Below are 23376 nucleotides of genomic sequence, written 5' to 3'. Positions count from 1 at the left end.
GTGTAGTCCCTCTGCGTTCGCTTCTTCTGCCCGTCCATCTTGACCCTCACTCCCTGGCGGGGAAAAAGTGTCAACCTTATTCAGGACGGGTCACGCCCATGAAAAAAAGCCGACGTTTGCGCGTCGGCTTTTTTGGTCAGCCGATCGGCTTAAAGATGCACGAGCCGCTCCGGCCGGAGCACACCGCCTTGCCAGGCAGCCACTCCGAGCAGCGACGCAGTGGCATCCGCCGCGATCGCGTCACGCACGCCGTAGACGCGCACCTGGTCTGCATTCGGCAACGCCAATTGCAACGGCAAGCGCTGGCCATGCAGGAAGCGACGGCTCTCTTGCGCATCCAGCTCAACGCGCGGCAGCGTCTGCAACAGCGCATCGACCGGCGCCAGCAATGCACCACGTGCATCTTCAGCAGCAGCGTCCAACGCTTCGAGTGTCACGGCGCCGTCCAGCGTGAGGTTGCCCACCTGGGTGCGACGCAGCGCAACCAGATGCCCTCCGCAGCCCAGCGCCTCCCCAATGTCTTCACCCAACGTGCGGATGTATGTTCCTTTACTGCATGACACGCGCAACGTGACCGTTGGTTCGGCCGATTGCAGGTCGGTTGCCAGCACATCAATCGCGTAGATCGTTACCCGACGCGCAGCACGTTCCACCGTTTGCCCCGCACGGGCGTACTCGTACAGCGGCTTGCCGTCCTTCTTCAGCGCCGAGTGCATCGGCGGCACCTGGTCGATCTCGCCGACGAAGCGCGCGATGGCTGCCTGCAGTTGCTCGGGCGTGACCGATACCGGGCGCTCGCTCAGCACCTCGCCTTCCGCGTCTGCGGTACTCGTCCTGATCCCAAGGCGCACGACGGTTTCGTACGTCTTGTCCGCATCGAGCAGATCCTGCGAAAACTTGGTCGCCTCGCCAAAACACAGGGGCAACAGTCCCGTAGCAAGCGGATCGAGCGTGCCGGTATGCCCCGCCTTCTTGGCCCACAGCAGGCGTTTGGCGCGGATCAGCGCATCGTTGCTCGACCAGCCGATCGGCTTGTCTAGGAGCAGCACGCCATGCACATCACGCCGCGGCGGCTTTTGGGGCCTGGGCACTTGGTGCTCAGCCATCTCAATCGTCTTTGGCACGCGTGGCGTTGGCCTCATCGATCAGGCGCGACATCTCGATACCGCGCTCGACCGAACCGTCGAAGTGGAAATGCAGTGTCGGCACCGTATGGATGTGCAGGCGCTTGAACAACAGCGAATGCAGGTAGCCCGCCTTCTCGTTCAGGATGGCGCCGGCGACTTCCGGCTCGGCACCCAGCACCGTGAAGTAGATCTTGGCGTGCGCGTAGTCTGGCGTGAGCGTCACGGATTGCAGCGTCACCAGGCCCATTGCCGGGTTCTTGATTTCGCGCTGGATCAACTCGGCCAGATCGCGCTGGATCTGATCGGCGATGCGCACGTTGCGGCCAGCGGCCGATCCCGATTTCTTCGGCATAGAGTATTCCTCACATGGGCGCCGACAGCACGCGCCGGCTGGCCCAAAAAGACAAAACGGTGGCGCGGGACGCGCCCGGGCCACCGTCGCAAAGTCGAGCCGGACACCGCAGCGCCCGGCCAACGTATTACAGCGTACGCGCCACCTCAGTGATCTCGTAGACCTCGAGCTGATCGCCTTCCTGAACGTCGTTGAAGTTCTTGATCGACAGGCCGCACTCGAAGCCTTGCTTCACTTCCTTCACGTCGTCCTTGAAGCGCTTGAGCGAATCGAGTTCGCCCGAGAAGATGACCACGTTCGCACGCAGCACCCGCACCAGCGAATTGCGCTTGACGAAACCGTCCAGCACCATACAGCCGGCGACTGCGCCAACCTTCGGCACGTGGAAGACCTGGCGCACCTCGACAAGACCTGTCGTCTCTTCGCGCTTTTCAGGCGACAGCATGCCCGACATCGCCGCCTTCACCTCGTCCACAGCGTCATAGATGATGTTGTAGTAGCGGATGTCGATGCCGTGGTTCTCTGCCAGCTTGCGCGCACCGGCATCGGCCCGCGTGTTGAAGCCGATGATGACGGCCTTCGACGCGGTTGCCAGGTTGACGTCCGACTCGGTGATACCGCCCACAGCAGCGTGCACAATCTGTACACGCACTTCGTCGGTCGACAGCTTCTTGAGCGAATGCACCAGCGCTTCCTGCGAGCCCTGCACGTCGGCCTTGATAATCAGCGGCAGCGACTTCACGTCGCCTTCGCTCATCTGTTCCAGCATGTTTTCCAGCTTGGCAGCCTGCTGGCGTGCCAGCTTCACATCGCGGAACTTGCCTTGGCGGAACAGCGCGATTTCGCGTGCCTTGCGCTCGTCCGGCAGCACCAGCACTTCTTCACCGGCACCCGGCACTTCCGACAGACCCTGGATTTCCACCGGGATCGACGGACCAGCATCCTTGGCCGGCTTGCCGTTTTCGTCCAGCATGGCGCGCACGCGGCCATAGGCCGTGCCCGCGAGCACCACGTCGCCGCGCTTGAGCGTACCGCTCTGCACCAGCACCGTAGCGATCGGACCCTTGCCCTTGTCCAACTGCGCTTCCACCACCAGACCCTTGGCCGGCGCGTTGACCGGCGCCTTCAGTTCCAGCACTTCGGCTTGCAGCAGCACGTTTTCCAGCAGGCTGTCGATACCTTCGCCAGTCTTGGCGGACACCGGCACGAACGGCACATCGCCGCCGTACTCTTCCGGAATCACGCTCTCAGCCACCAGCTCCTGCTTGACACGGTCGGGGTTGGCTTCGGGCTTGTCGACCTTGGTGATCGCCACCACGATGGGCACGCCGGCGGCCTTCGCGTGCGCGATGGCTTCCTTCGTCTGCGGCATGACGCCATCGTCGGCCGCCACTACCAGAATCACGATGTCGGTCGCCTTGGCGCCGCGTGCACGCATGGCCGTAAAGGCCTCGTGACCCGGGGTGTCCAGGAACGTAATAACGCCGCGATCGGTCTCGACGTGATACGCGCCGATATGCTGCGTAATGCCGCCGGCTTCGCCCGCCGCAACCTTGGCGCGACGGATGTAGTCCAGCAGCGAGGTCTTGCCGTGGTCGACGTGGCCCATCACGGTCACGACCGGCGGACGGGTTTCGGCTTCCGCGTTGGTTTGCTCCTGCACGTCCCCAACCAGCATCGCTTCCGGATCGTCCAGCTTGGCTGCGACCGCCTGGTGACCCATTTCTTCGACCACGATCATCGCGGTCTCTTGGTCCAGCACCTGGTTGATCGTAACCATCTGGCCGAGCTTCATCATCTGCTTGATGACTTCGGCGGCCTTGACCGACATCTTGTGTGCCAGATCGGCAACGGAGATGGTTTCCGGCACGTGCACTTCACGCACGACCGGCTCGGTCGGTGCCTGGAAGGCATTGCGGTTATCGTCGCCATGACGGTTGCGGCCGCCCTTGGAGCCGGAGCGCCAGCCGTCTGCGCCACCGCCGGTATCGCCGCGAGTCTTCAGACCACCACGCTTGCCACCACGGTTGTCGTCCTGCCAGCCTGACTTGCCACGGCCGCCCTTCTTGTCACCAGCCGGCGAGCCCGGTGCCGGTGCAGCAGCCGGTGCCGGAGCTGCCGGCTTCTTGGCTGCTGCCGGACGTGCTTCGCCAGCCGGCTTGACCGGCTTGTGCAGCGTGCCCGATTGCTCGGCCTTCTTGACCTCTTCAGCCTTGCGCTCGGCGGGCGTCTTCAGCACGCGAGCCGGGGCGCTCATCATCTCGCGGATCGCGCGGGCTTCTGCTTCGGCAGCTTCGCGGCGCTTACGCGCAGCGTCTTCCTCAGCCTTGATCTTGTCGGCAGCGACGCGCGCCTCGTCAGCAGCCTTCTGCGCCGCTTCGCGCTCGGTTGCCAGACGCGCGGCGTCTTCCTCGGCCTTGCGGCGCGGGGCTTCGTCCGACGCTTCAGCAGCAGCGCGGGCAGCAACGGCCTCCTCTTCCGCCTTCTTGGCAGCGAGTTCAGCCTGACGCTTCTGCTCGGCCTCGGCGGCCTCCTGACGGGCGCGCCTCTCAGCTTCCTCGCGCTCCATCGCCTCCTGGCGCGCCTTGAGCTCGGCTTCCTGACGGGCCAGCAATTCGGCCTGGCGACGATGTTCTTCCTCGCGACGCGCGACTTCCTCGGCATCGACCACCGGCGCAGCCTCAGACGCTTCCGATTCAGCCAGTGCCGCGTTCGGCTCATCACGCTTGACCAGCACGCGCTTCTTCTTGACTTCCACTTGCACGGTACGCGTCTTACCCGTGGCATCCGCCTGGCGGATTTCGCTGGTTTCGCGCTTGGTGATCGTGATCTTCTTGCGCGCGCCATCCTCGGCGCTGCCGTGTGCTCGCTTGAGATAGTCGAGCAAACGGGTCTTGTCCGATTCGGTGATGACGTCTTCCGGCGTCGCCTTTTGCACGCCCGCGGCCTGCAATTGTTCCAGCAGTGCTGATGCACTACGGTTCAATTCGCCAGCGAGCTGGGCAACTGTTGTGCTTGCCATTCAAACCCTTTCGATGCTTGGTTTCAGTGAGGATTGCGATAAACGATCAACGTTTATGCGACTCACGAAAACCAGTGTTCACGCGCCTTCATGATCAGCGCCTTGGCTTGTTCTTCGTCGACGCCGGTCATCTCGACCAATTCGTCCACGGCCAGCTCGGCCAAGTCGTCGCGCGTCTGGATGTTCCCCTCGGCCAGCTTGCCGATCAGCTCCGGGGTCAGCCCCTCGAGGTCGCGCAGGTCTTGCGACACCTTCTCGACCCTTTCTTCCTTCGCCAGCTCCATCGTCAACAACACGTCTCGAGCGCGGTTACGCAGCTCATTGACGGTGTCTTCGTCGAACGCTTCGATTTCCAGCATTTCCTGCAGCGGCACGTAGGCCACTTCCTCGAGCGAGCTGAAGCCCTCCTCGATCAGGATGTCGGCAACCTCTTCGTCCACGTCCAGCTTCGCCATGAACAACTGGCGAACGACGGAGCTTTCTTCCGCCTGCTTTTGCGCAGACTCTGCCGGCGTCATGATGTTGATCTGCCAGCCGGTCAATTCCGACGCCAGGCGAACGTTCTGGCCGCTACGGCCGATGGCCACGGCGAGATTTTCCTCGTCGACCACCACGTCCATGCTGTGCTTTTCCTCGTCCACGACGATGGACTGCACTTGTGCCGGCGCCAGCGCACCAATCACAAACTGCGCCGGGTCTTCCGACCACAGCACGATGTCTACAGCTTCGCCACCAACTTCGTTACGCACGGCGGTCACACGGGTGCCGCGCACGCCGACGCAAGTGCCAATCGGGTCGATGCGCTTGTCATGTGCAACGACCGCGATTTTCGCACGCACGCCCGGATCGCGCGCGGCGGCCTTGATCTCCAGCAGGCCCTGTTCCATTTCCGGCACTTCGTTTTCGAAGAGCTTGATCAGGAACTCGGGGCAGGTGCGCGAAAGCTCGATCTGCGGGCCACGTGCGGTACGGTCGACATTCAGGATGTACGCGCGGACACGGTCGCCCGTGCGCAGATTTTCCTTCGGGATCATCTGGTCGCGGGCCAGCAGCGCCTCGACGCGACCGGTTTCTACGATCAGGCCCTTCTTGTCGGCGCGCTTGATCGTGCCGGTCATGACCTTCTCGCCACGATCCAGGTAGTCGTTCAGGATCTGCTCGCGCTCGGCATCGCGGATGCGCTGCAGGATCACCTGCTTGGCAGCCTGCGCGCCGATGCGGCCAAACTCGACCGATTCGATCTGCTCTTCGACGAAATCGTCGACCTCGATGTCAGCGTCCTGCTCCTTGGCTTCAAACAGCAGAATCTGCTTGTCCGGCTCCTGCAGGCCTGCATCGTCGGGAACGACGAGCCAGCGACGGAAGGTTTCGTGTTCGCCCGACTCACGGTCGATCGCCACGCGCACATCCACGTCTTCTTCAAAGCGCTTCTTGGTCGCCGAAGCCAATGCGGCCTCCAGCGCCCCGAACACCACATCCTTGTCGACGTTTTTTTCGCGCGCAAGCGCATCGACGAGCAACAGAACTTCGCGGCTCATTGCTTGTTCCCTTTGTTTCGATTTCCTTTGAAGTCCAGCACGGGCACCAGCCGGGCGCGGTCGAGTTCCGACAGCGTGAATCCCAGCAGCGCAGGGCCTTCCTTGCCCTCAAACTCAAGGCCGATCCGTTCCTGGCCTGGCTCGCCCGTCGGAGCCTGAATGATTCCCGTGAAATTCTTCTGTCCATCCACCGGCAAGCGCAGCGTCACCTTGGCCTCAAGGCCGGCGAAGCGCGTGAAGTCGGCCAGCGTGCGTAGCGGGCGGTCCAGCCCAGGCGACGACACTTCCAGCCGTTCGTAGTTGACGTTTTCAACTTCGAACACGCGCGTGAGTTGATGACTCACTTTTTCGCAATCTTCAATGACGACGCCGTTCTCTGCCTGATCGATATACACGCGCAGCAGCCCGGCAGGCGCGCGCTCCACTTCCACCAGCTCGTACCCCATGGCGGTGAGGGTTTTCTCAATCAGATCAGTCAGATGCACGTTTTTCCTGAAGAATTTCCCGGTATGGCCAACCTGCTGAAGCAAAAAAAAATGGGCGCAACGCCCATATCATTCGCCCATCTTCTGCAGGATGACTTTTGATTAGACTCACATTGTAATACGCTTCGAGGCAAAAGGCAAAAATTGCCCCGAAGCCGCCACAAAATGGGGCGTTGCGACGAATGCCGCACACAACGCCCGCATTTTTAACGCTTACCGCCGCGTTTGCCACCACCGCGTGGCGCCTTGTTGCCGTTCGGCATGCCGCCAGCGCTCTTTCCGGGGCGCTTGTTGCCGGGTGCGCGATTGCCATCACGCATGCCACCACCCGCCCCCGCACCGCCACGGCCGTTCGCACGATCGCCCATACGAGTTCGCGCTGTGAGCGTGGTCGGGCCTCCCACATTGATGTAGCCCATGGACGTCTGCATCGGATCCGGCTGACGCGGGCTGGACGGACGGCGCTGCGCGGGTTGCGCGCGATTACCGTTTTCAACGCCCATACCACGCGACTGGAAGTTGGCTTCCCCCGCAAAACCAGAGGACATCGGCCCCATCAGCACCGGCGCCGGACCACGGCGACGATTGCCCTGGCGGTCTTGCCCACCGCCAGAACTCGCCGTCGGCACCTTCATGCCCAGCGTGCCCATCAGCGTACGCACATCCTCGGCCGACACCTCCTGCCAACGGCCCCGCTTAAGGCCGCGCGGCAGTACGAAGCTGCCATAGCGCGTCCGGATCAGCCGCGACACGGTCAGGTTGACCGCCTCAAACATGCGCCGCACTTCGCGGTTCCGCCCCTCGGTCAGGGCGACGTGGTACCAGTGGTTGACACCTTCGCCGCCGCCATCGACGCAGCGCAGGAAGTTGGCTTCGCCGTCCTGGAGCGAGATGCCGTGCAACAGCTTCTGACGGTCAGTTTCGGCCAGCTCACCCAGCGTACGCACCGCGTATTCACGCTCAACACCATAGCGCGGGTGCATGAACCGGTTGGCGATATCGCCGGAGGTCGTGAAAATCAGCAGGCCCTCGGTATTGAAGTCGAGGCGGCCGACGGCGACCCACTTGCCGGTCTTCATGCGCGGCAACGCGTCGAACACCGTCGGACGACCTTCCGGATCGGACTGGCTGACGATTTCACCCGACGGCTTGTGATACAGCAGCACGCGCGGCGGCTTGTTCGGCAACTTGCGCTGGATCAGCTTGCCGTTCACGCGCACCTGGTCGGTCGCGAGAATGCGTTGACCGATATGAGCCGGCAGGCCATTCACGGAGACGCGCCCTTGCAGGATCAGGTCTTCCATGTCGCGGCGAGAGCCAAGCCCGGCATCAGCCAGGATTTTGTGCAGTTTGGGAGCGTCGTCTTCGGAGGTCAGTTCGCGCGCCTTGGGAGGCTGCGATGCACCGCCGGTGTCAGCCTCGGAGTCGTACGCCCCGGAAATCACGTATTGGAAGACGTCTTCAGAGCCCTTGCCTCCCTTCAGCCCCTTGCCCCCGCGATTCTGGTTCGCGCCGCCTGCCTTGCCTTGCGGTTTGCCGTTGCGGTTCTGCGACTTGCCACGACCCCCGGTGTTCTTACCGCCAGCACCTTCCACACGGTCGTTGCGCTCGGCGCGCTCCAGCGGCTGACCTTCGCCTTGACGGCGGCGGTTCTTACCGAAACGGCCGCGCGGGCCACGTCTCTCGCCCTGGTTTTCTGCTGGCGCCTGTTCGGCCGTCGCAGCACCTTCTGCAGCAACTACCGCCGGCTCACCAGCCGCCTCTTTCGGCTTGCGCGCCCGTGGCGCGCGGGTCTTGCGCGGTTGCGCGGGCTGGCCGGCGTCTGCACCACCCGCATCGGCGGCTTCGCCCTCAGGGCGACCATCCTGCTGCTGGCGGCGCGAAGCCACGAGGTTGCGCAAGCCTCGGCGCAATCCCTTGCGGCGAGGGGTGGCCTCAGTCCCATCACCGCCGTCTTGTCGCGGCGGCTGAGCGTCGGCGTCGGCCGGCATACGTGTATCCATGGAATCTGGCTGGGTGCTCACAACGTCTTTCAAATCTAGGGGTTCAAGCCATCCGCCGACTGCACGGCGGGCATGGCATTACGAATGTTCATTGGCGGGAGCTGCTGGCAACTCGACCGGTGTTTTGTGTTCAGGCCCTGACGCAACCTCGGTCGCACTCACCGCTTGCGCCTCGGTTTCCAGGGCCGGTTCCTCGCGCGGCGCGATCTCAGGCTGCGCCGGCGTTTCACCGGCCACCACAACGGAAGCCTCGGCAACCGGCGATCCGGCCGGTTCCTCCACCGAAGCCGCTGCGCTTTCCGCGCCCTCCGGCGCGTCGTTGACCAACGCTGTCAGCTCTTCCACCGCAATTGCGCCGCCCTCGAACTCAATGGCGCCCTGCTCCAGCAGGCTGGCCTGCGCCTGGGCGCGGGCATCTTCGAGCGGCGGCAGCTCGTCCAGCGAGCGCAAGCCAAGGTCATCGAGAAACTGCTTGGTCGTCGCATACAGCGCAGGGCGACCCGGCACGTCGCGATGACCGATGACTTCGATCCAGCCGCGGTCTTCAATCTGCTTGATGACCTGCGTGTTGACCGTAACACCGCGAATGTCTTCGATATCGCCGCGCGTGACCGGCTGGCGGTAAGCGATGATCGCAAGTGTCTCCATCACCGCGCGCGAGTACTTGGGTGGTTTTTCCGGGTGCAGGCGGTCGAGATACACACGCATCTCGGGGCGGCTCTGCAGGCGCCAGCCGGAGGCCAGTGCAACCAGTTCGACACCGCGATTCAGCCAGTCCTGGCGCAGCTCTTCGAGCAGCACACGAATGGTGTCTGCGGAAACATCTTCGTCGAACAGCTTGCGCAAGTCATTGACTCGCAACGGGTCCTGCGCGCAGATCAGCGCGGTTTCGAGGACGATCTTCGCCTCTTGGGTATTCATCGGGTTGAGCGGCTCGTCATTGCTCGCGCGCGGCCAGTCGCCGTCACGCTTGAGGTTTGTCGTCCCGCCGCGACGCTCGCGGCATTTCTGATTGCTATTGCCCGCCCGGGCCCGGCGCGCGAAGGCCAATTGATTCAATTGGGCCCTGCACCGAAACGCAGTGGCTATGCCCGCAAAGTAAGGGCCGGAGGAGCAAGTTGATCCGGTGCCGGTCAGGCACCACAAGGGCAATTTCTTCCGCCGCCATGTGGACGGATACTGCACCGGACGACTACCAAGAAGAACGGCAGTCCGCCCGAATCGACTGTCCAGGGTGACACTACCGCTGGAAGGCATCGCTTGGCGCCGCGCTTGGGATTGTTGATTTACGCGGGTGGCGAATCGAATTGCTGTCGATTGTAGGGCAATTTCCAGCGGCGCCGCAACCGGGAAGATGATCTAGCCTCCCATCCAAGGCCGGATGGCGATTTACGCGTGCTTTAAACGACTACAGCACCAGACAGAATCCGTGTGCGTTGAGCATCTCTGGCAGCCAGATCGTGTGCACCAGCCCCCATATCCCGAACCCCGCAATGGCGATGCCGGCCGCGCCACGCACCCACCGGCGGCGCGACAAGCCGCGCAGCCACCCAGCGAAGCCAGACATCATCAACAGGTTGGGCAGTGTACCTGCACCAAAGGCGAGCATGACCACAGCCCCGGAGGCAGCGTTGCCTGCCAGCAACGCCACAGCCAATGCGCCGTAGACCATGCCGCACGGCACCAGTCCCCAGGCCATACCCGTGATATAGCGGCGTAGCAACGGCGGCTGACGTTGCAGCGTGCCGCCCAGTGTCGCAGCCCCCCGAGACAGGCGGCCAGCGACGCGGCCGAGCAAGCGCTCAAGCCACACACTGCGCCACGCATCTCCGGCGGAGCGCACGAGCAGCAAAATCCCATAGGTGAGTAGCAATACACTGGCGAAGGCAAACAAGCCGCGTTGAACCGGCAGCCATTGCTGGCGCCAGAAGGTCGCGCCCATCGCACCCATGATTGCGCCAAGCAGCGCGTAGGTGGTCAGCCGGCCGGCATGCATGACGACCTGCTCGAACCATAGTCGGCGACGCGACACGACCCGTACCGCCACAGTTCCACGTTCGGCTGCAAGTGCGATCCCGCTGCACATCGCCAGACAATGCACACCGCCGAGCAATGCGATGAGGAAAACGCTCAGAAGCGCTGCAGCACTCATCTTTCTGACGCTCTTTTGATATGGACCAAGGTTTTTGTTTTACTGTTGCGAACTAAGCGTAATTGACGCGTTTTGCCGCATCGGAAATGTCCGAGGACAAGAAGGTCGCCGTTATAATAAGCTGAGCTGCATCACAAGAATTACTCATTTCACTCTCCCGAAACTCGCCCCCGCCCGTGCTCACTCGAATCGCACTTACCGACCAAGCCTCGCGTTGCTCCACCTGTGTACTCGGGCAAATCTGCCTGCCGGTGGGAATGAACTCGGACGACGTGCGCAAGATGGACGATTTGGTCGGCGAGCGCATCCGCATTAAGAAGGGGCAATCGCTCTATTCGCTGGGGGAGCCGCTGGAAGCGGTTTACGGCATTCGTTTCGGTACGCTCAAAACCCATCTGACGCTCGAAGACGGCCGGCACCAGATCACGGGGTTTCACCTGCCAGGCGAAATCGTCGGGCTCGATGGCATTGGCGATATGCGCCATGTGTCGGATGCCACCGCGCTCGAAGATACCGAAGTCTGCGTGGTGCGCTACGACGAGTTGCAACACCTTTCGCGTCGGCTGCCTTCGCTGCAGCATCAGTTCCTGCGCATCATGAGCAAGGAGATCTCGCAGGATCATCTGATGCTGCTCACGCTCGGTTCCATGCGTGCGGAGGAGCGTCTGGCAGCGTTCCTGCTCAACCTCTCGAAGCGTTCAGCCCAGCGGGGTTATTCGTCAACCGAATTTGTGCTGCGCATGAGCCGCGAAGAGCTGGGCAGCTATCTGGGCCTCAAGCTCGAAACCGTCAGCCGCCTGTTCTCGCGCTTTGCCGAAGCGGGTCTCATCCAGATCCGCCAACGCCACGTCAAACTGATCGACCTGGCCGGCCTGCGCCAGGTCATGAGCGGTCAAGCCGCTTGAGGCTCCTTCCATGGCGCCCGCTCACACGAGCGGGTGTTCATGCGCTTCCAGTTTGCCGATGCCCGGGGACACGTAGAGCGTCAGCGCGCTCGACAATCCGCACAGCAACCAGAACACAAAGAACGATACCGTGTAGACCGCCTGGGCCGACACGGTGATCTGTTCGCCGAAGAAACGCAGGTCGGCGGGGTCCACCACTGCAAAGACCACCAGTTCAGCCAACGCGGCCGACAGAAATGCCGGCCACAGAATCCACATCAGCAGTCGACGCTTCATCGGGCCTCCGCGTGAATACCATGTGCCGGCGCGACGGTCGTCTTTTCAACGACCAAACCGTGGCGCACGACGTTGTCGTGAATAACGGCGTCGGGATGCGACATCGCCAGCCAGATGGTGACGCCGCAGCCGATCATGGCGACAAACGGCCCAGCCATCAGGAGCCACGGCCAGGGCTCGCGCCACCAGGGACGGGCCTGCGCGGAAGATTGCGTTGCGTGCATCGTTGCCTCCTGTTGGGGATGCCGCATCAGCGCGGCACGATGAAGCTCGACGGTTCGCGCAGTACGAGGCTGGCGCTACCGCTGTCTGCGTGGATGACGAAACGGATTTTGTGCGAGCCGGGGGCGGCATCATCGGCCGGCCGGCGTACGCGCACTGGCAGCAGTCGGTTGGCCGCCGGTGGCAGCTCCAGTGTGGTCGACTCGCCACGACCGCCCTGCACATCCAGTTCCGGCATGCCCTCTGCTGTGATGGTCACGCGCATGGGGAGCTCGGACGCGTTCATCAACTGCAGGCGGTAAACGTTCTCGATCTTGCCCCCGTCCACTTCACGCGCCAGTGCACCACGATCACGAATCACGTCAACCTTGAGCGGCTGACGCATGGCCAATGCCACGATGAAGCCGGTGATGAGCACAAGCATGATCCCGGTATAGATCAGCACGCGCGGACGCAGCAGATGTCGCCGGGCGTCCTTCGGGCTGAGCCGATCGCGCATTGCGCGTTCGGACGTATAGCGGATCAGACCGCGCGGGTAGCGCATCTTGTCCATGACCTGATCGCAGGCATCAATGCAGGCGCCGCAACCAATGCATTCGTATTGCAGCCCTTGGCGGATGTCGATGCCGGTCGGGCACACCTGTACACAGATGCTGCAGTCGACGCAGGAACCCAGACCTTGCGCTTCGAAATCGGCGTTGCGCGAACGACTGCCGCGCGGCTCGCCGCGCAGGGTGTCATAAGTCACGACGTAGGTATCGGGATCGACCATCACGCTCTGGAAACGAGCGTAGGGACACATGTAGCGGCACACCTGCTCGCGCATGAAACCGGCGTTGCCCCATGTCGCGAATGCGTAGAAGAGCATCCAGAAAGTCTGCCAAGGGCCGAGCGACAGCGTCCAGGTCTCCATGCCCAGATCGCGGATCGGCGTGAAGAAGCCCACGAAGGTGAAGCCCGTCCACAACGCGATCAGCACCCAGGCCGAATGCTTGGTGACCTTGAGACGCAGCTTGCGCAGGCTCCAACGCTCACCGTCGAGCCGGATGCGGGCAAAGCGGTCGCCTTCGACATGGCGCTCGATCCACATGAAGATTTCGGTGTAGACCGTCTGCGGGCAGGCGTAGCCGCAAAAGAGCCGGCCCGCCACCGCCGTGAACAGGAACAGCGCCAGCGCCGATAGCACCAGCAGCACTGCCAGATAGATGACATCCTGCGGCCACAACACGAGGCCAAAGAGGTAGAACTTGCGAGCGCCCAGGTCGAACAGCACTGCTTGGCGACCATTCCACTGAAACCACGGCAAGCCATAAAAGATGGCTTGCGTGGCCAACACCAGCCAGACGCGCCAACGCGCAAAGGCGCCTGTTACGGCGCGCGGATAGATCTTGCGCCGGACCTCATAGAGCATCTGCTCGGTCGGTGCGTCCTCGGCGCCCGCCGCCGCAGTGGCGGGCGTCATCGGGCGCCAGGCTGGTTCTTTGTCGCTCATTGCGCGTGACTCGTGTTGCTGTTCGACAGACCCCAGACATAGGCCGCCAGCATGCGGATTTTCTCCGGCGAGAGCAGGTTCTCGTGTGCCGGCATCGTGTTGTCACGGCCTTTGAGGATGGTCTCGACGATGGTCGCTTCCGAACTGCCGTACAGCCAGACGCGGTCGGTCAGGTTGGGGGCGCCGAGCGCCTGATTGCCCTTGCCGGTTGCCATGTGGCAGGCCGCGCAAACCGACTTGAACGTCGGTTCACCGCGCGCTGCCTTGATCGGGTCGTAAGCCAGGCCCGACAGCGAGCGCACGTAGTTGGCCACGTTGACAGCCTGATTGCCGTCCACCACCGCTGCCAGCGATGGCATGACTCCGTGACGCCCCTTGGTGATCGTGGTCAGGATCGTCTCAGGCTCGCCGCCGTACAGCCAGTCGTTGTCGGTCAGGTTCGGGAAGCCCTTTGAGCCGCCCGCGTCAGAGCCGTGGCACTGCGCGCAGTTGTTCAGGAACAGGCGCTGGCCGATCTCATGGGCCTGAGGATCTGCGGCGATTTGCTTGATATCCATGCCGGCATAGCGTTCATAGACCGGGCGAACCTGTGCATCGGCCGCAGCACGCTGAGAGGCCAATTCGCCGCGTGTCGAGAAACCGAGCACGCCACCGTATGAACCCAACCCGGGGTAGAGGATCAGGTACCCCAACGCAAAGATGCACGACAGCAGGAACATCCACATCCACCAGCGTGGCAGCGGGTTGTTCAGTTCGCGCAGGTCGCCGTCCCACACATGGCCGGTGTCCTCGCCCGCGCTATGACCGGGCGCAATCTGAATGCGCCGCTGCGAAAACAGCAACCAGACACACCACACGATGCCGACAAGGGCGATCGCAGCGATGTAATACCCCCAGAACTCCGAAATGAAGTCGCTCATGATTCTGTGTCCTTATTGATGCGGGCGCGACGCGTCTGCGCGCGCACCGGCGACCTCGGCCTCATCGGGCAGCAGGAACGGCAGCATGGCCGATTCCGTATTTGCAGCGCGGCGATGCGCGGAGAATGCCCACCAGGTAATGCAGACGAACAGCACGAGAAAGACGGCAGTCGCAATTGCACTCAGCATGGCCATGGCTTACTCCTTGGCAGCAACAGTGGCAGGCGCAGCAGCCGGAGCGACAGCCACGTCCCGGACGTTACGCAACTCAACGCCAAGGCCTTGCAGATAAGCGACCACGGCGTCTTCTTCCGTTTTGCCTGCGAGTTGCTCGCGCGCACCGGCGATCTGGGCATCCGTATACGGCACACCCAGCTGACGCAGGACGTGCATCTTCTTTTCGATGTCGCTGTTGTCCAGCGGCGTCTTCGAGAGCCACGCATACGACGGCATGTTCGACTCGGGCACCACCTCCCGCGGATCGCGCAAGTGGATGCGATGCCAATCATCGGAGTAGCGTTGTCCCACGCGCGCCAGATCCGGGCCCGTACGCTTGGAACCCCACAGGAACGGGTGATCGAACACCGACTCGCCGGCCAGCGAGTAGTGGCCATAGCGCTCGGTCTCGGCGCGCAGCGTACGCACTTGCTGCGAGTGGCAGCCGACACAGCCTTCGCGAATGTAGATGTCGCGCCCCGCCAGCCGCAGCGGCGAATACGGGGCGATGCCCTTGACCGGTTCAGTGGTCGAATGCTGGAAGAAGAGCGGCAAAATCTGCACCAGGCCCGCAATGCTGACGACGACGAGCGTCATCACAATCAGCAAGCCGATGTTCTTTTCCAGCGTCTCGTGCGAGAAAAACTTGTTGGATTGGTTGCTCATGTTCCCCTCCTCACTGAGCCGCGACCATCGGGGTCTGGGCCGATTGAGGAATCGGTGCATCGATCGCCTTGCTGCCCTGGATGGTCTTGAACACGTTGAATGCCATCAGCAGCATGCCGCCCAGGAAGCACAGGCCACCAGCCAAGCGAATCAGGTAGAACGGGTACGTTGCCTTGACCGCCTCGACAAAGCTGTAGGTCAGCGTGCCGTCAGCCTCGGTGGCGCGCCACATCAGGCCCTGCATCACGCCGGCGACCCACATGGCGGCGATATAGAGGACAACGCCGATGGTCGCCACCCAGAAGTGCACCTCGATCAGGCGCGTGCTGTACATCTTCTGCTGGCCGAACAGGCGCGGGATCATGTAGTACATCGAACCGATAGTGATCATCGCCACCCAGCCCAGGGCGCCGGAGTGCACGTGGCCGATTGTCCAGTCGGTGTAGTGCGACAGCGCATTCACGGTCTTGATGGACATCATCGAGCCCTCGAACGTCGCCATGCCATAGAACGACAGCGCCACGACCAGGAACTTCAGGATCGGATCGGTGCGCAGCTTGTGCCAGGCACCCGACAGGGTCATGATCCCGTTGATCATGCCGCCCCACGACGGCGCCAGCAGGATCAGCGAAAACACCATGCCGAGCGACTGGGCCCAGTCGGGCAGCGCCGTGTACTGCAGGTGGTGCGGACCCGCCCACATGTAGGTGAAGTTCAGCGCCCAGAAGTGCACGATCGACAGGCGATACGAATAGATCGGGCGCTCGGCCTGCTTCGGCACGAAGTAATACATCATGCCCAGGAAGCTGGTGGTCAGGAAGAAGCCCACAGCGTTGTGCCCATACCACCATTGCACCATCGCATCCTGCACGCCGGCATAAGCCGAGTACGACTTCCACATCGACACGGGCAACTCAGCGTTGTTGACGATATGCAGCAGCGCGATCGTGATGATGTAAGCGCCGAAGAACCAGTTGGCCACGTAGATGTGCCGGGTCTTGCGCTTGATGATGGTGCCGAAGAAGACGATCGCGTAGACCACCCACACCACGGTGATCAGGATGTCGATCGGCCATTCCAGCTCAGCGTATTCCTTCGAGCTTGTGTAGCCCAGCGGCAGGGTGATGGCGGCAGCCACGATCACTGCCTGCCAGCCCCAGAACGTGAAGGCGGCAAGCTTGTCGGAAAGCAGGCGCACCTGGCAGGTACGCTGCACGATGTAGTAGGACGTCGCAAACAGCGCGCTGCCGCCAAACGCAAAGATGACGGCATTCGTGTGCAGAGGACGCAGCCGGCCGTAGGACAGCCAGGGCACCCCGAAATTCAGTTGCGGCCAGATCAACTGGGCCGCGATCAGCGCACCGACCGCCATACCGACGATGCCCCAGACGATCGTCATGATCGAGAACTGGCGTACCACGCGATAGTTGAAGGTCTGGGTGTGCTGCAACGCGCTGGATGATTCCATGCTTGCTCCCCACGATAATTGGTGTGATGTGGTCATGTTAAGAACCGGGCCGCCAAAGAGTCTTGACGTGCATCAAGGCAACCCCGGCAATGTGGTCAGGCAGTTCCGTCCCGCGACACTGCGTCGCGTGCAGGGGTATCGGGGTCCAGCAGAATCGATTCAGCAGGCGCTCTCAGATCGTCGTACTGCCCTGAGCCGACGGCCCACCAAAGCGCACCGACGATCGCCACGACGAGCATCAGCGACAACGGAATCAGCAGGAACAGGGTTTCCATGGCAGTCCTCCTAGACCGCGCGCGACAGGCGCCACGCATTGAGCGCCACCAGCAGCGATGACACCGACATGCCGATGCCAGCGGCCAGCGGCGAGAGCCACCCGAGCGTGGCCATCGGAATGCTGATCGCGTTGTAGGCAAAGGCCCAGCCGAGGTTCTGGCGCACCACGCGCAACGTGCGGCGGCCAATCGACACGGCCTCGCTGATGGCAATCAGGCGCGGTTCGGTCAGGATGGCATCGGCACCGGCCTGAGCCAACGGCGCACCTGATCCAATGGCGATGGAGACCTGCGCCTGTGCGAGCAACGGCGCATCGTTGATGCCGTCGCCGACGGCCAGCACGCGGGCGCCGTCTGCCTGCAGCTTATGCACGTAGGCGCGCTTGTCTTCGGGGCTGGACCCGCCCACGGCGTGGTCGATGCCCAGGCGGTTGGCCCACCAGTGCACGGTTTCAGGCGCATCGCCGGAAACGAGATGCAAGCGCAATCCTTGTGCACGCAACGCGCCCAGGCATGCAGGCGCGTCGGCGCGTGGCGTATCGGCCAGCGTGAAGCGCGCGAGCGGTTGGCCATCGCGGCCGAGCCAGACCGACGTGCATGCGGCCGCCGGCGGCACCTCCTCCATTGGTGCTTCCCCACCGTAACGGATGGTGGCAACCGGCTGGTTTGCGTAGTGCATGGCCGCAAACGACTGCGTGCCCAGACGCATCAAGCGGTTCTCCGCCATGGCATACACGCCCTGCCCCGGCACGTTTGTCACGCGCCCCAACCTGGGCAGCGGCATTGCATTCGAGGTGCCGGCGCGTAACGACTGGGCGATCGGATGGTTCTCGGATTGCTCCATCGCGCATGCCAATGCAAGACAGTGCTCGGCATCCACATCGGCGAAGGTCTCGATGCTCAGCAAGCGCAAACGCCCCTCGGTGAGCGTTCCGGTCTTGTCGAGCAGCACATCCGTCACGGCTGCCAGGCTCTCGATGGCGTGGCCCCGCGTGACCAGCACACCCCGCCGTGCCAGCGCACCGCTGGCCGCCGCCAGCGCAGACGGCGTGGCGAGCGACAGCGCGCATGGGCAGCTCACCACAAGCACCGCCACAGTGACCGCAAACACGCGTGTCGGATCGATCCACCACCACGCGATCGCGGTGAGCAGCGCCCAGCCGAGCAGCACTGCCACAAAGCGCCCGGCGACACGATCGGCGAGTTCAGCCATGCGGGGCTTGTCGGTCAAGGCGCGTTCAAGCAGATCGACGATGGCGGCAAGGCGCGTCTGGGTGCCCACGCGGTTCACACGCACGCGAATGGCGCTGACCACGTTGTAGCTGCCTGCCAGCGCGGTCGCGCCCACGTCGCGCGGACGCGGCACGCTTTCACCCGAGAGAAGCGATTCGTCGATCTCGGTGGTGCCGTGTTCAATGGTTCCGTCTGCAGGCAGGACCTCACCGGCGCGCACTTCCACGCAGTCGCCTTGCTGCAAGGTAGCAACAGGGATCGTTTCGAGGGCGCCGCTTACGGCGTTGAAGCGCCGGCAGGTAGCCGGCAACTGACGGACCAATGCCTCGGCGCCCGAAGCTGCGCTCTGCCGCGCACGCAGTTCGAGATAACGCGCGGCCAACAGGAAAGCGACGAACATCGTCACCGAATCGAAATACGTTTCGCCATGGCCGCGCAACGTGGCGAATACGCTGGCAATGAAGGCGGCACCGATCCCCAGCGCCACGGGCGCGTCCATGCCGACGTGCGCGTGCCTCACTTGCCGCCACGCGTTGATGAAAATGGGCCGCGCAGAAATCAACACCACCGGCACCGTCAGCACCAAGCTGGCCCACTGCATCAGGCGGGTCTGGTTCACGGGGATGTCGCCGCCATGCAGGTACACCGGCCACGCGTACATCATGACTTGCATCATGCCCAGCATTGCCAATCCCAAGCGGATCAGCAGGCTGCGGCGTTCGCGCGCCTCGGCAGTGCGGCGGGCGGATGGCTGGTCCGGCCACGCTTCATATCCGACGTCGGCAATGGCGGCAAACACCGCGGACAACCGCATCACCCCTGCATCTCCGACGATGCGTGCACGTTCCGTGGCGTAATTGACGGTGACCTCGCGCACCCCTGTCACTCGCGAAAGCGCGCGCTCGATCAGCCAGACGCATGCGGCGCAACGCATGCCGCTGATGGCGAGGGAAAGTTCTTCCGCACCGTCAGCGCGTGTGCGCACGAAGCGCTCACGCATGACCGGCAGATCGTAGGTCGCCCAAACCGCTTCGGCTTCTGTGCGGCGGTCCCCTTCGATGGGCTTGGCGAAGGCGATCGGGCCGTCATAGACGTGGCCCATGCCCGCGGCGTGCAGCGTTTGCGCGACAGCCTGGCAGCCGGCACAGCAAAATTCCCGGGACTTGCCGCCGATGTCGGCATGGAGAGCGGTGGCGCCCTCCAGAGGCGACGCGCAGTGATAGCAGGTGATGTGCGACGCGCCTGCCCAGCTCGGGCCAATAGGCGAGCCTTTGCCGTCAACCGGCGCGGTTGGATGGATGGGGGCGAATGTCGACGTCATTATGAGGACGATGCTAGCCAGCTTCCCCCGGCACGCCCTTGATGCGCATCAAGCACGGCGCAATAACAATCAGCGGAAAATGCGATTCTCAAGGCACTCCAACCACCCTACCTTCCCATAAAAAAATATCGCCGCCTATAGTGGATAGCTGAACCAGGCAAACAGGAGGGCGCGACATGGCAACCGAATTCAGCCTGTACAACATCCACTGTGAATGGGGCGAGCACGGAGCATCCGCGCTGGCGCCACATTGCGACGCCGTCATCGTCGTGGACGTGCTGTCCTTCTGCACCTGTGTGGACGTGGCCGTGGCGCGCGGGGCACGGATCTATCCGTACCCATGGCGCGACGCCAGCGCTGAAACCTTCGCGCGCCGCGCAGGTGCCATGCTGGCGGGCTACAACCGAAGCCAGGCGGGCTATACGCTCTCGCCAGCGTCGCTGCGTGAATTGCCAATGGGCAGCAGCCTCGTCCTGCCCTCGCCTAATGGGGCAACGCTGGCACTCGCCACCGGATCGACGCCGACGTTTGCTGGCTGCCTGCGCAACGCGCGTGCGGTAGCTGAAGCGGCCTCGCGGCTGGGCCGACGCGTGGCCGTGGTGGCATCAGGAGAGCGCTGGGCCGACGGCAGCCTGCGCCCAGCCCTGGAAGACTGGCTGGCCGCCGGTGCGATCGTGCACCACCTGTCGGAAACGGTGGCGGGGTTCCTGCCGCAAGCGCTGTCGCCGGAAGCGCTCGCGGCCCGCGCGATCTATCGCGAGGCGTCGCAGACCGGCATGATGAAAGCGTGGCTGCTTGATTCGGTATCGGGCCGCGAGCTGTGCGAACGCGGCTTTACCGAAGACGTGACCATGGCCTCGCAAACCGATGTGAGCAACGTCGCCCCCATGCTGGTGGAAGGCGCGTTCCGCAACGTCAATCGCAAGACCGAACGCCTGCCGCAGGACTTCTTTGGCGCAAACCTGCGGCCCGCGCAGGCACCGCCGTCGCACCGCAACCCGCCACCGACGTCACACTAGGCACTCGGCACTGAGCGCAATCACGTCAGTGACGTGTCCACTTCGCGGCGAGGTGCCTCGAGGTATTCGCGCGACTGCATCTCGACGATGCGCGACACGGTGCGTTGGAATTCGTTGGCCATCTGGCCTTCGGTGTACAGCTCGTCTGCCGGCACCTCGGCCGACATCAGCAGCTTGACCTTGTGGTCGTAGAACACGTCGATCAGCCACGTGAAGCGGCGCGCTTCGGATGCCATGCGCGGCGTCATCTTCGGTACATCGGCCAAGATGACGGTATGAAAGCGCGACGCGATTTCCAGGTAATCGTTCTGTGAGCGCGGTCCCCCGCACAGCGTGGCGAAGTCGAACCACACCACACCGCCGGCCTTACGGGCTGCCCGAATCTCACGATGCTCGATGCGCAGCACCGGCGACTCGTCCGACACTCCGGCCACCGCCGTAAACGCATCGCGCAACGCCGAGTTGGCCTTGGCGCCCAATGGCGTGTAGTACGCCTGCACCTGCTCCATCGCCCGCTTGCGGTAGTCGACGCCTGCGTCGACGTTGAGGACGTCGAGCTTCTCCTGCAGCAGCGCAATGGCCGGCAGCACGCGGTCGCGATGCAGGCCGTCCGGATACAGCAAGTCGGGCCGATAGTTGGACGTCATCACAAACTGCACGCCGTTGGCAAACAGCTGATCCAGCAAGCGATGCAGGATCATTGCGTCGGCAACGTCGCTGACGTGGAATTCGTCAAAGCAGATCAGGCGGTAGCGCTTGGCGATGCGGCGGGCCAGTTCGTCCAGCGGATCGGCGCGACCGCGCAGCTCTTCCAGTTGGCGATGCACTTCGCGCATGAACTCGTGAAAGTGCAGTCGCGTCTTGCGCACCAACGGCACGCAGCTATAGAACGCATCCATCAAGAACGACTTGCCGCGCCCCACCCCGCCCCACATGTAGACGCCACGGGGCAAATCGGGCCGCACGAGCATCTTGCGCAGCGCATTCGAACGACGGGCCTTGTAGGCAACCCATTCGTCGTAACACCGCTGCAGGCGGTCGACGGCGCGTTGCTGCGCTTCGTCGGGCCGATAGCCGCGCGCCTTCAGTTCCTGTAGGTAGGTTTCCTGGACATTCATCTGCTTGATCTTCTTGGGGCCCGTTTGCGCGCCCAAATGGACCGATGCCCGGCAATCTTGTGGATTCACCGGGCATCGTGCTTGCCTTGCGGCTTGCGATTTACATATTGAGCTGACGCTTGTCGACAGCCAGCGCAGCTTCGCGCATCACTTCCGACATCGACGGGTGCGGATGGCAGATACGGCCGATGTCTTCGGCCGCAGCCTTGAACTCCATCGCTACCACGGCTTCGGCAACCAGGTCCGAGGCGTTGGCTGCGACGATGTGCACGCCCAGGATTTCATCGGTCTTCGCATCGGCGATGACCTTCACGAAACCGTCGGATGCGCCCATGCCCAGCGCACGGCCGTTGGCCAGGAACGGGAACTGGCCGGCCTTGGTCTCACGGCCTTCGGCCTTGAGCTGCTGCTCCGTCTTGCCCACCCATGCAATTTCCGGGTACGTGTAGATGACCCACGGAATGCAGTTGTAGTCGATGTGCGGTTTTTGGCCGACGATGCGCTCGGCCACAGCCACGCCTTCGTCTTCTGCCTTGTGCGCCAGCATCGGGCCACGCACCACGTCGCCGATCGCCCACAGGTTCGGCAGCTTGGTCGCGCAGTGGTCGTCCACTTCGATAAAGCCACGCTGATCCGCCGCCAGGCCGATCGCTTCCAGGCCCAGGTTGTCGGTGTTCGGCACGCGGCCGATCGACACGATCAGCTTGTCGCACTCCAGCACTTGCGCAGCGCCGGCAGCGTCGGTGTAGTTGACCTTCACGCCCTTGGCCGACGATTCGATCTCGCCAACCTTCACGCCGACGTTGATCTTCAGGCCCTGCTTGGTCAGCAGCTTGTTGGCTTCCTTGGCGACGGATTCGTCCGCCGCACCGAGGAAGCTCGGCAGCGCTTCGAGAATCGTCACTTCGGCACCCAGACGGCGCCACACCGAGCCTAGTTCCAGGCCGATCACGCCAGCGCCGATCACGCCCAGCTTCTTCGGCACTTCGCCAAATTTCAGTGCGCCTTCGTTGTCGGCAATGGTCACGTTGTCGACCTTCACGCCCGGCAGATGGCGAGCCTTCGAGCCCGTGGCGATGATCACGTGCTTGGCGGTCACGACTTCCGTGCCGGCCTTGCCTGCGATTTCGACCTGATAGCCGGCGTCAGTCTTGCCGACGAACTTGCCATGGCCCTTGAGCAGCGTCACCTTGTTCTTGCGGAACAGGAACTCGATACCCTTCGTCATCTTGCCGACGATGTCGTCCTTGCGCTTGAGCATCTTGGCCACGTCGACCTTGACGCCATCCACCGTGATGCCGTGATCGGCCAGGTGGTGATTCACGTTCTCGAACTCTTCCGACGAGGCCAGCAGCGCCTTCGAAGGAATGCAGCCGACGTTCAGGCAGGTGCCACCCAGGCGCGGCTCGCCCTTCGGATCGTCGTAGGGGTTGTCTTCGCAGCAGGCCACGTTCAGGCCCAGCTGGCCAGCGCGGATGGCGGCGATGTAACCGCCGGGGCCGGCGCCGATCACCAGCACGTCAAATTCTTTGCTCATGGAGAAATCCTCGATTCGGACGCCGCCGC

At 63.1% G+C, this 23376-nt stretch carries 21 protein-coding genes; 2 read left to right on the top strand and 19 right to left on the bottom strand.

Annotated elements, in window-relative coordinates:
• Positions 1-149: 149 nt before the first annotated feature.
• The 8 genes from truB to ACUXH0_RS25210 form a co-directional block, all read right to left on the bottom strand.
• Positions 150-1106: a tRNA pseudouridine(55) synthase TruB gene (gene truB, locus ACUXH0_RS25245; protein ID WP_012435352.1), complete on the bottom strand. Its 957-nt coding sequence runs from the start codon at positions 1104-1106 to the stop codon at positions 150-152.
• Position 1107: 1 nt separating this feature from the next.
• Complete coding sequence (rbfA, locus tag ACUXH0_RS25240) at positions 1108-1479, bottom strand: 30S ribosome-binding factor RbfA (RefSeq protein WP_004626422.1); 372 nt, start codon at positions 1477-1479, stop codon at positions 1108-1110.
• 127 nt (positions 1480-1606) lie between these two features.
• Positions 1607-4501 (bottom strand): translation initiation factor IF-2, encoded by a 2895-nt coding sequence (gene infB, locus ACUXH0_RS25235; RefSeq protein ID WP_012435351.1) that lies wholly within the window; start codon positions 4499-4501, stop codon positions 1607-1609.
• 62 nt (positions 4502-4563) lie between these two features.
• Entirely contained in the window at positions 4564-6039 is a 1476-nt protein-coding gene (gene nusA, locus ACUXH0_RS25230) for a transcription termination factor NusA (RefSeq protein WP_004626418.1), read from the bottom strand.
• Positions 6036-6524 carry a ribosome maturation factor RimP gene (rimP, locus tag ACUXH0_RS25225; RefSeq protein ID WP_004626417.1) on the bottom strand — a complete coding sequence of 163 codons (489 nt, stop codon included), beginning with the start codon at positions 6522-6524 and terminating at the stop codon, positions 6036-6038. The genes nusA and rimP overlap by 4 nt, the downstream gene beginning before the upstream one ends.
• Before the next feature lie 206 nt (positions 6525-6730).
• On the bottom strand, positions 6731-8515 hold the full coding sequence (locus ACUXH0_RS25220; protein ID WP_012435350.1) for a pseudouridine synthase: 1785 nt from the start codon (positions 8513-8515) through the stop codon (positions 6731-6733).
• Positions 8516-8605: 90 nt separating this feature from the next.
• A complete protein-coding gene (scpB, locus tag ACUXH0_RS25215; protein ID WP_012435349.1) occupies positions 8606-9448 on the bottom strand; it encodes an SMC-Scp complex subunit ScpB in 843 nt (280 codons plus the stop codon).
• A 487-nt stretch (positions 9449-9935) separates the two neighbouring features.
• The gene (locus ACUXH0_RS25210; protein WP_182594801.1) at positions 9936-10679 is read right to left on the bottom strand and encodes a sulfite exporter TauE/SafE family protein; all 744 of its coding nucleotides are present in this window, start codon (positions 10677-10679) and stop codon (positions 9936-9938) included.
• 176 nt (positions 10680-10855) lie between these two features.
• Here ACUXH0_RS25210 and fnr point away from each other — a divergent pair, with 176 nt between their 5' ends.
• Complete coding sequence (gene fnr, locus ACUXH0_RS25205) at positions 10856-11584, top strand: fumarate/nitrate reduction transcriptional regulator Fnr (RefSeq protein WP_080633364.1); 729 nt, start codon at positions 10856-10858, stop codon at positions 11582-11584.
• A gap of 21 nt (positions 11585-11605) precedes the next feature.
• Here the strand turns inward: fnr and ACUXH0_RS25200 are convergent, their stop codons facing one another.
• The 9 genes from ACUXH0_RS25200 to ACUXH0_RS25160 form a co-directional block, all read right to left on the bottom strand.
• Positions 11606-11860 (bottom strand): hypothetical protein, encoded by a 255-nt coding sequence (locus tag ACUXH0_RS25200; RefSeq protein ID WP_004626404.1) that lies wholly within the window; start codon positions 11858-11860, stop codon positions 11606-11608.
• Positions 11857-12084 (bottom strand): FixH family protein, encoded by a 228-nt coding sequence (locus ACUXH0_RS25195; protein WP_012435346.1) that lies wholly within the window; start codon positions 12082-12084, stop codon positions 11857-11859. Before ACUXH0_RS25195 ends, ACUXH0_RS25200 begins: the two co-directional genes overlap by 4 nt.
• A gap of 26 nt (positions 12085-12110) precedes the next feature.
• Positions 12111-13574, bottom strand: a complete 1464-nt coding sequence (ccoG, locus tag ACUXH0_RS25190) for a cytochrome c oxidase accessory protein CcoG (RefSeq protein ID WP_004626400.1) — start codon at positions 13572-13574, stop codon at positions 12111-12113.
• A complete protein-coding gene (gene ccoP, locus ACUXH0_RS25185; protein ID WP_012435345.1) occupies positions 13571-14494 on the bottom strand; it encodes a cytochrome-c oxidase, cbb3-type subunit III in 924 nt (307 codons plus the stop codon). Before ccoP ends, ccoG begins: the two co-directional genes overlap by 4 nt.
• A gap of 12 nt (positions 14495-14506) precedes the next feature.
• Positions 14507-14689, bottom strand: coding sequence for a cbb3-type cytochrome oxidase subunit 3 (locus ACUXH0_RS25180; RefSeq protein ID WP_004626396.1), 183 nt, complete (start codon positions 14687-14689; stop codon positions 14507-14509).
• Positions 14690-14692: 3 nt separating this feature from the next.
• Positions 14693-15376: a cytochrome-c oxidase, cbb3-type subunit II gene (gene ccoO, locus ACUXH0_RS25175; RefSeq protein WP_012435344.1), complete on the bottom strand. Its 684-nt coding sequence runs from the start codon at positions 15374-15376 to the stop codon at positions 14693-14695.
• Between the two features lie 10 nt (positions 15377-15386).
• Positions 15387-16844 carry a cytochrome-c oxidase, cbb3-type subunit I gene (gene ccoN / locus ACUXH0_RS25170; RefSeq protein WP_012435343.1) on the bottom strand — a complete coding sequence of 486 codons (1458 nt, stop codon included), beginning with the start codon at positions 16842-16844 and terminating at the stop codon, positions 15387-15389.
• 95 nt (positions 16845-16939) lie between these two features.
• Positions 16940-17119 carry a cbb3-type cytochrome oxidase assembly protein CcoS gene (gene ccoS, locus ACUXH0_RS25165; protein ID WP_004626389.1) on the bottom strand — a complete coding sequence of 60 codons (180 nt, stop codon included), beginning with the start codon at positions 17117-17119 and terminating at the stop codon, positions 16940-16942.
• Positions 17120-17129: 10 nt separating this feature from the next.
• Positions 17130-19673, bottom strand: a complete 2544-nt coding sequence (locus ACUXH0_RS25160; RefSeq protein WP_182594802.1) for a heavy metal translocating P-type ATPase — start codon at positions 19671-19673, stop codon at positions 17130-17132.
• A 176-nt stretch (positions 19674-19849) separates the two neighbouring features.
• On the opposite strand from ACUXH0_RS25160, the gene ACUXH0_RS25155 reads away from it, so the two are divergent.
• Positions 19850-20692, top strand: coding sequence for a 2-phosphosulfolactate phosphatase (locus ACUXH0_RS25155; RefSeq protein ID WP_012435341.1), 843 nt, complete (start codon positions 19850-19852; stop codon positions 20690-20692).
• Positions 20693-20712: 20 nt separating this feature from the next.
• Here ACUXH0_RS25155 and zapE read toward each other — a convergent pair whose 3' ends face one another.
• Both zapE and lpdA read right to left on the bottom strand, forming a co-directional pair.
• Positions 20713-21810 (bottom strand): cell division protein ZapE, encoded by a 1098-nt coding sequence (gene zapE / locus ACUXH0_RS25150; protein ID WP_012435340.1) that lies wholly within the window; start codon positions 21808-21810, stop codon positions 20713-20715.
• 100 nt (positions 21811-21910) lie between these two features.
• Positions 21911-23347 (bottom strand): dihydrolipoyl dehydrogenase, encoded by a 1437-nt coding sequence (lpdA, locus tag ACUXH0_RS25145; protein WP_012435339.1) that lies wholly within the window; start codon positions 23345-23347, stop codon positions 21911-21913.
• Positions 23348-23376: the final 29 nt, after the last annotated feature.

This window comes from Ralstonia sp. 110700041-2, assembly GCF_056280165.1.
This window is presented reverse-complemented; position numbering and strand designations above follow the sequence as displayed.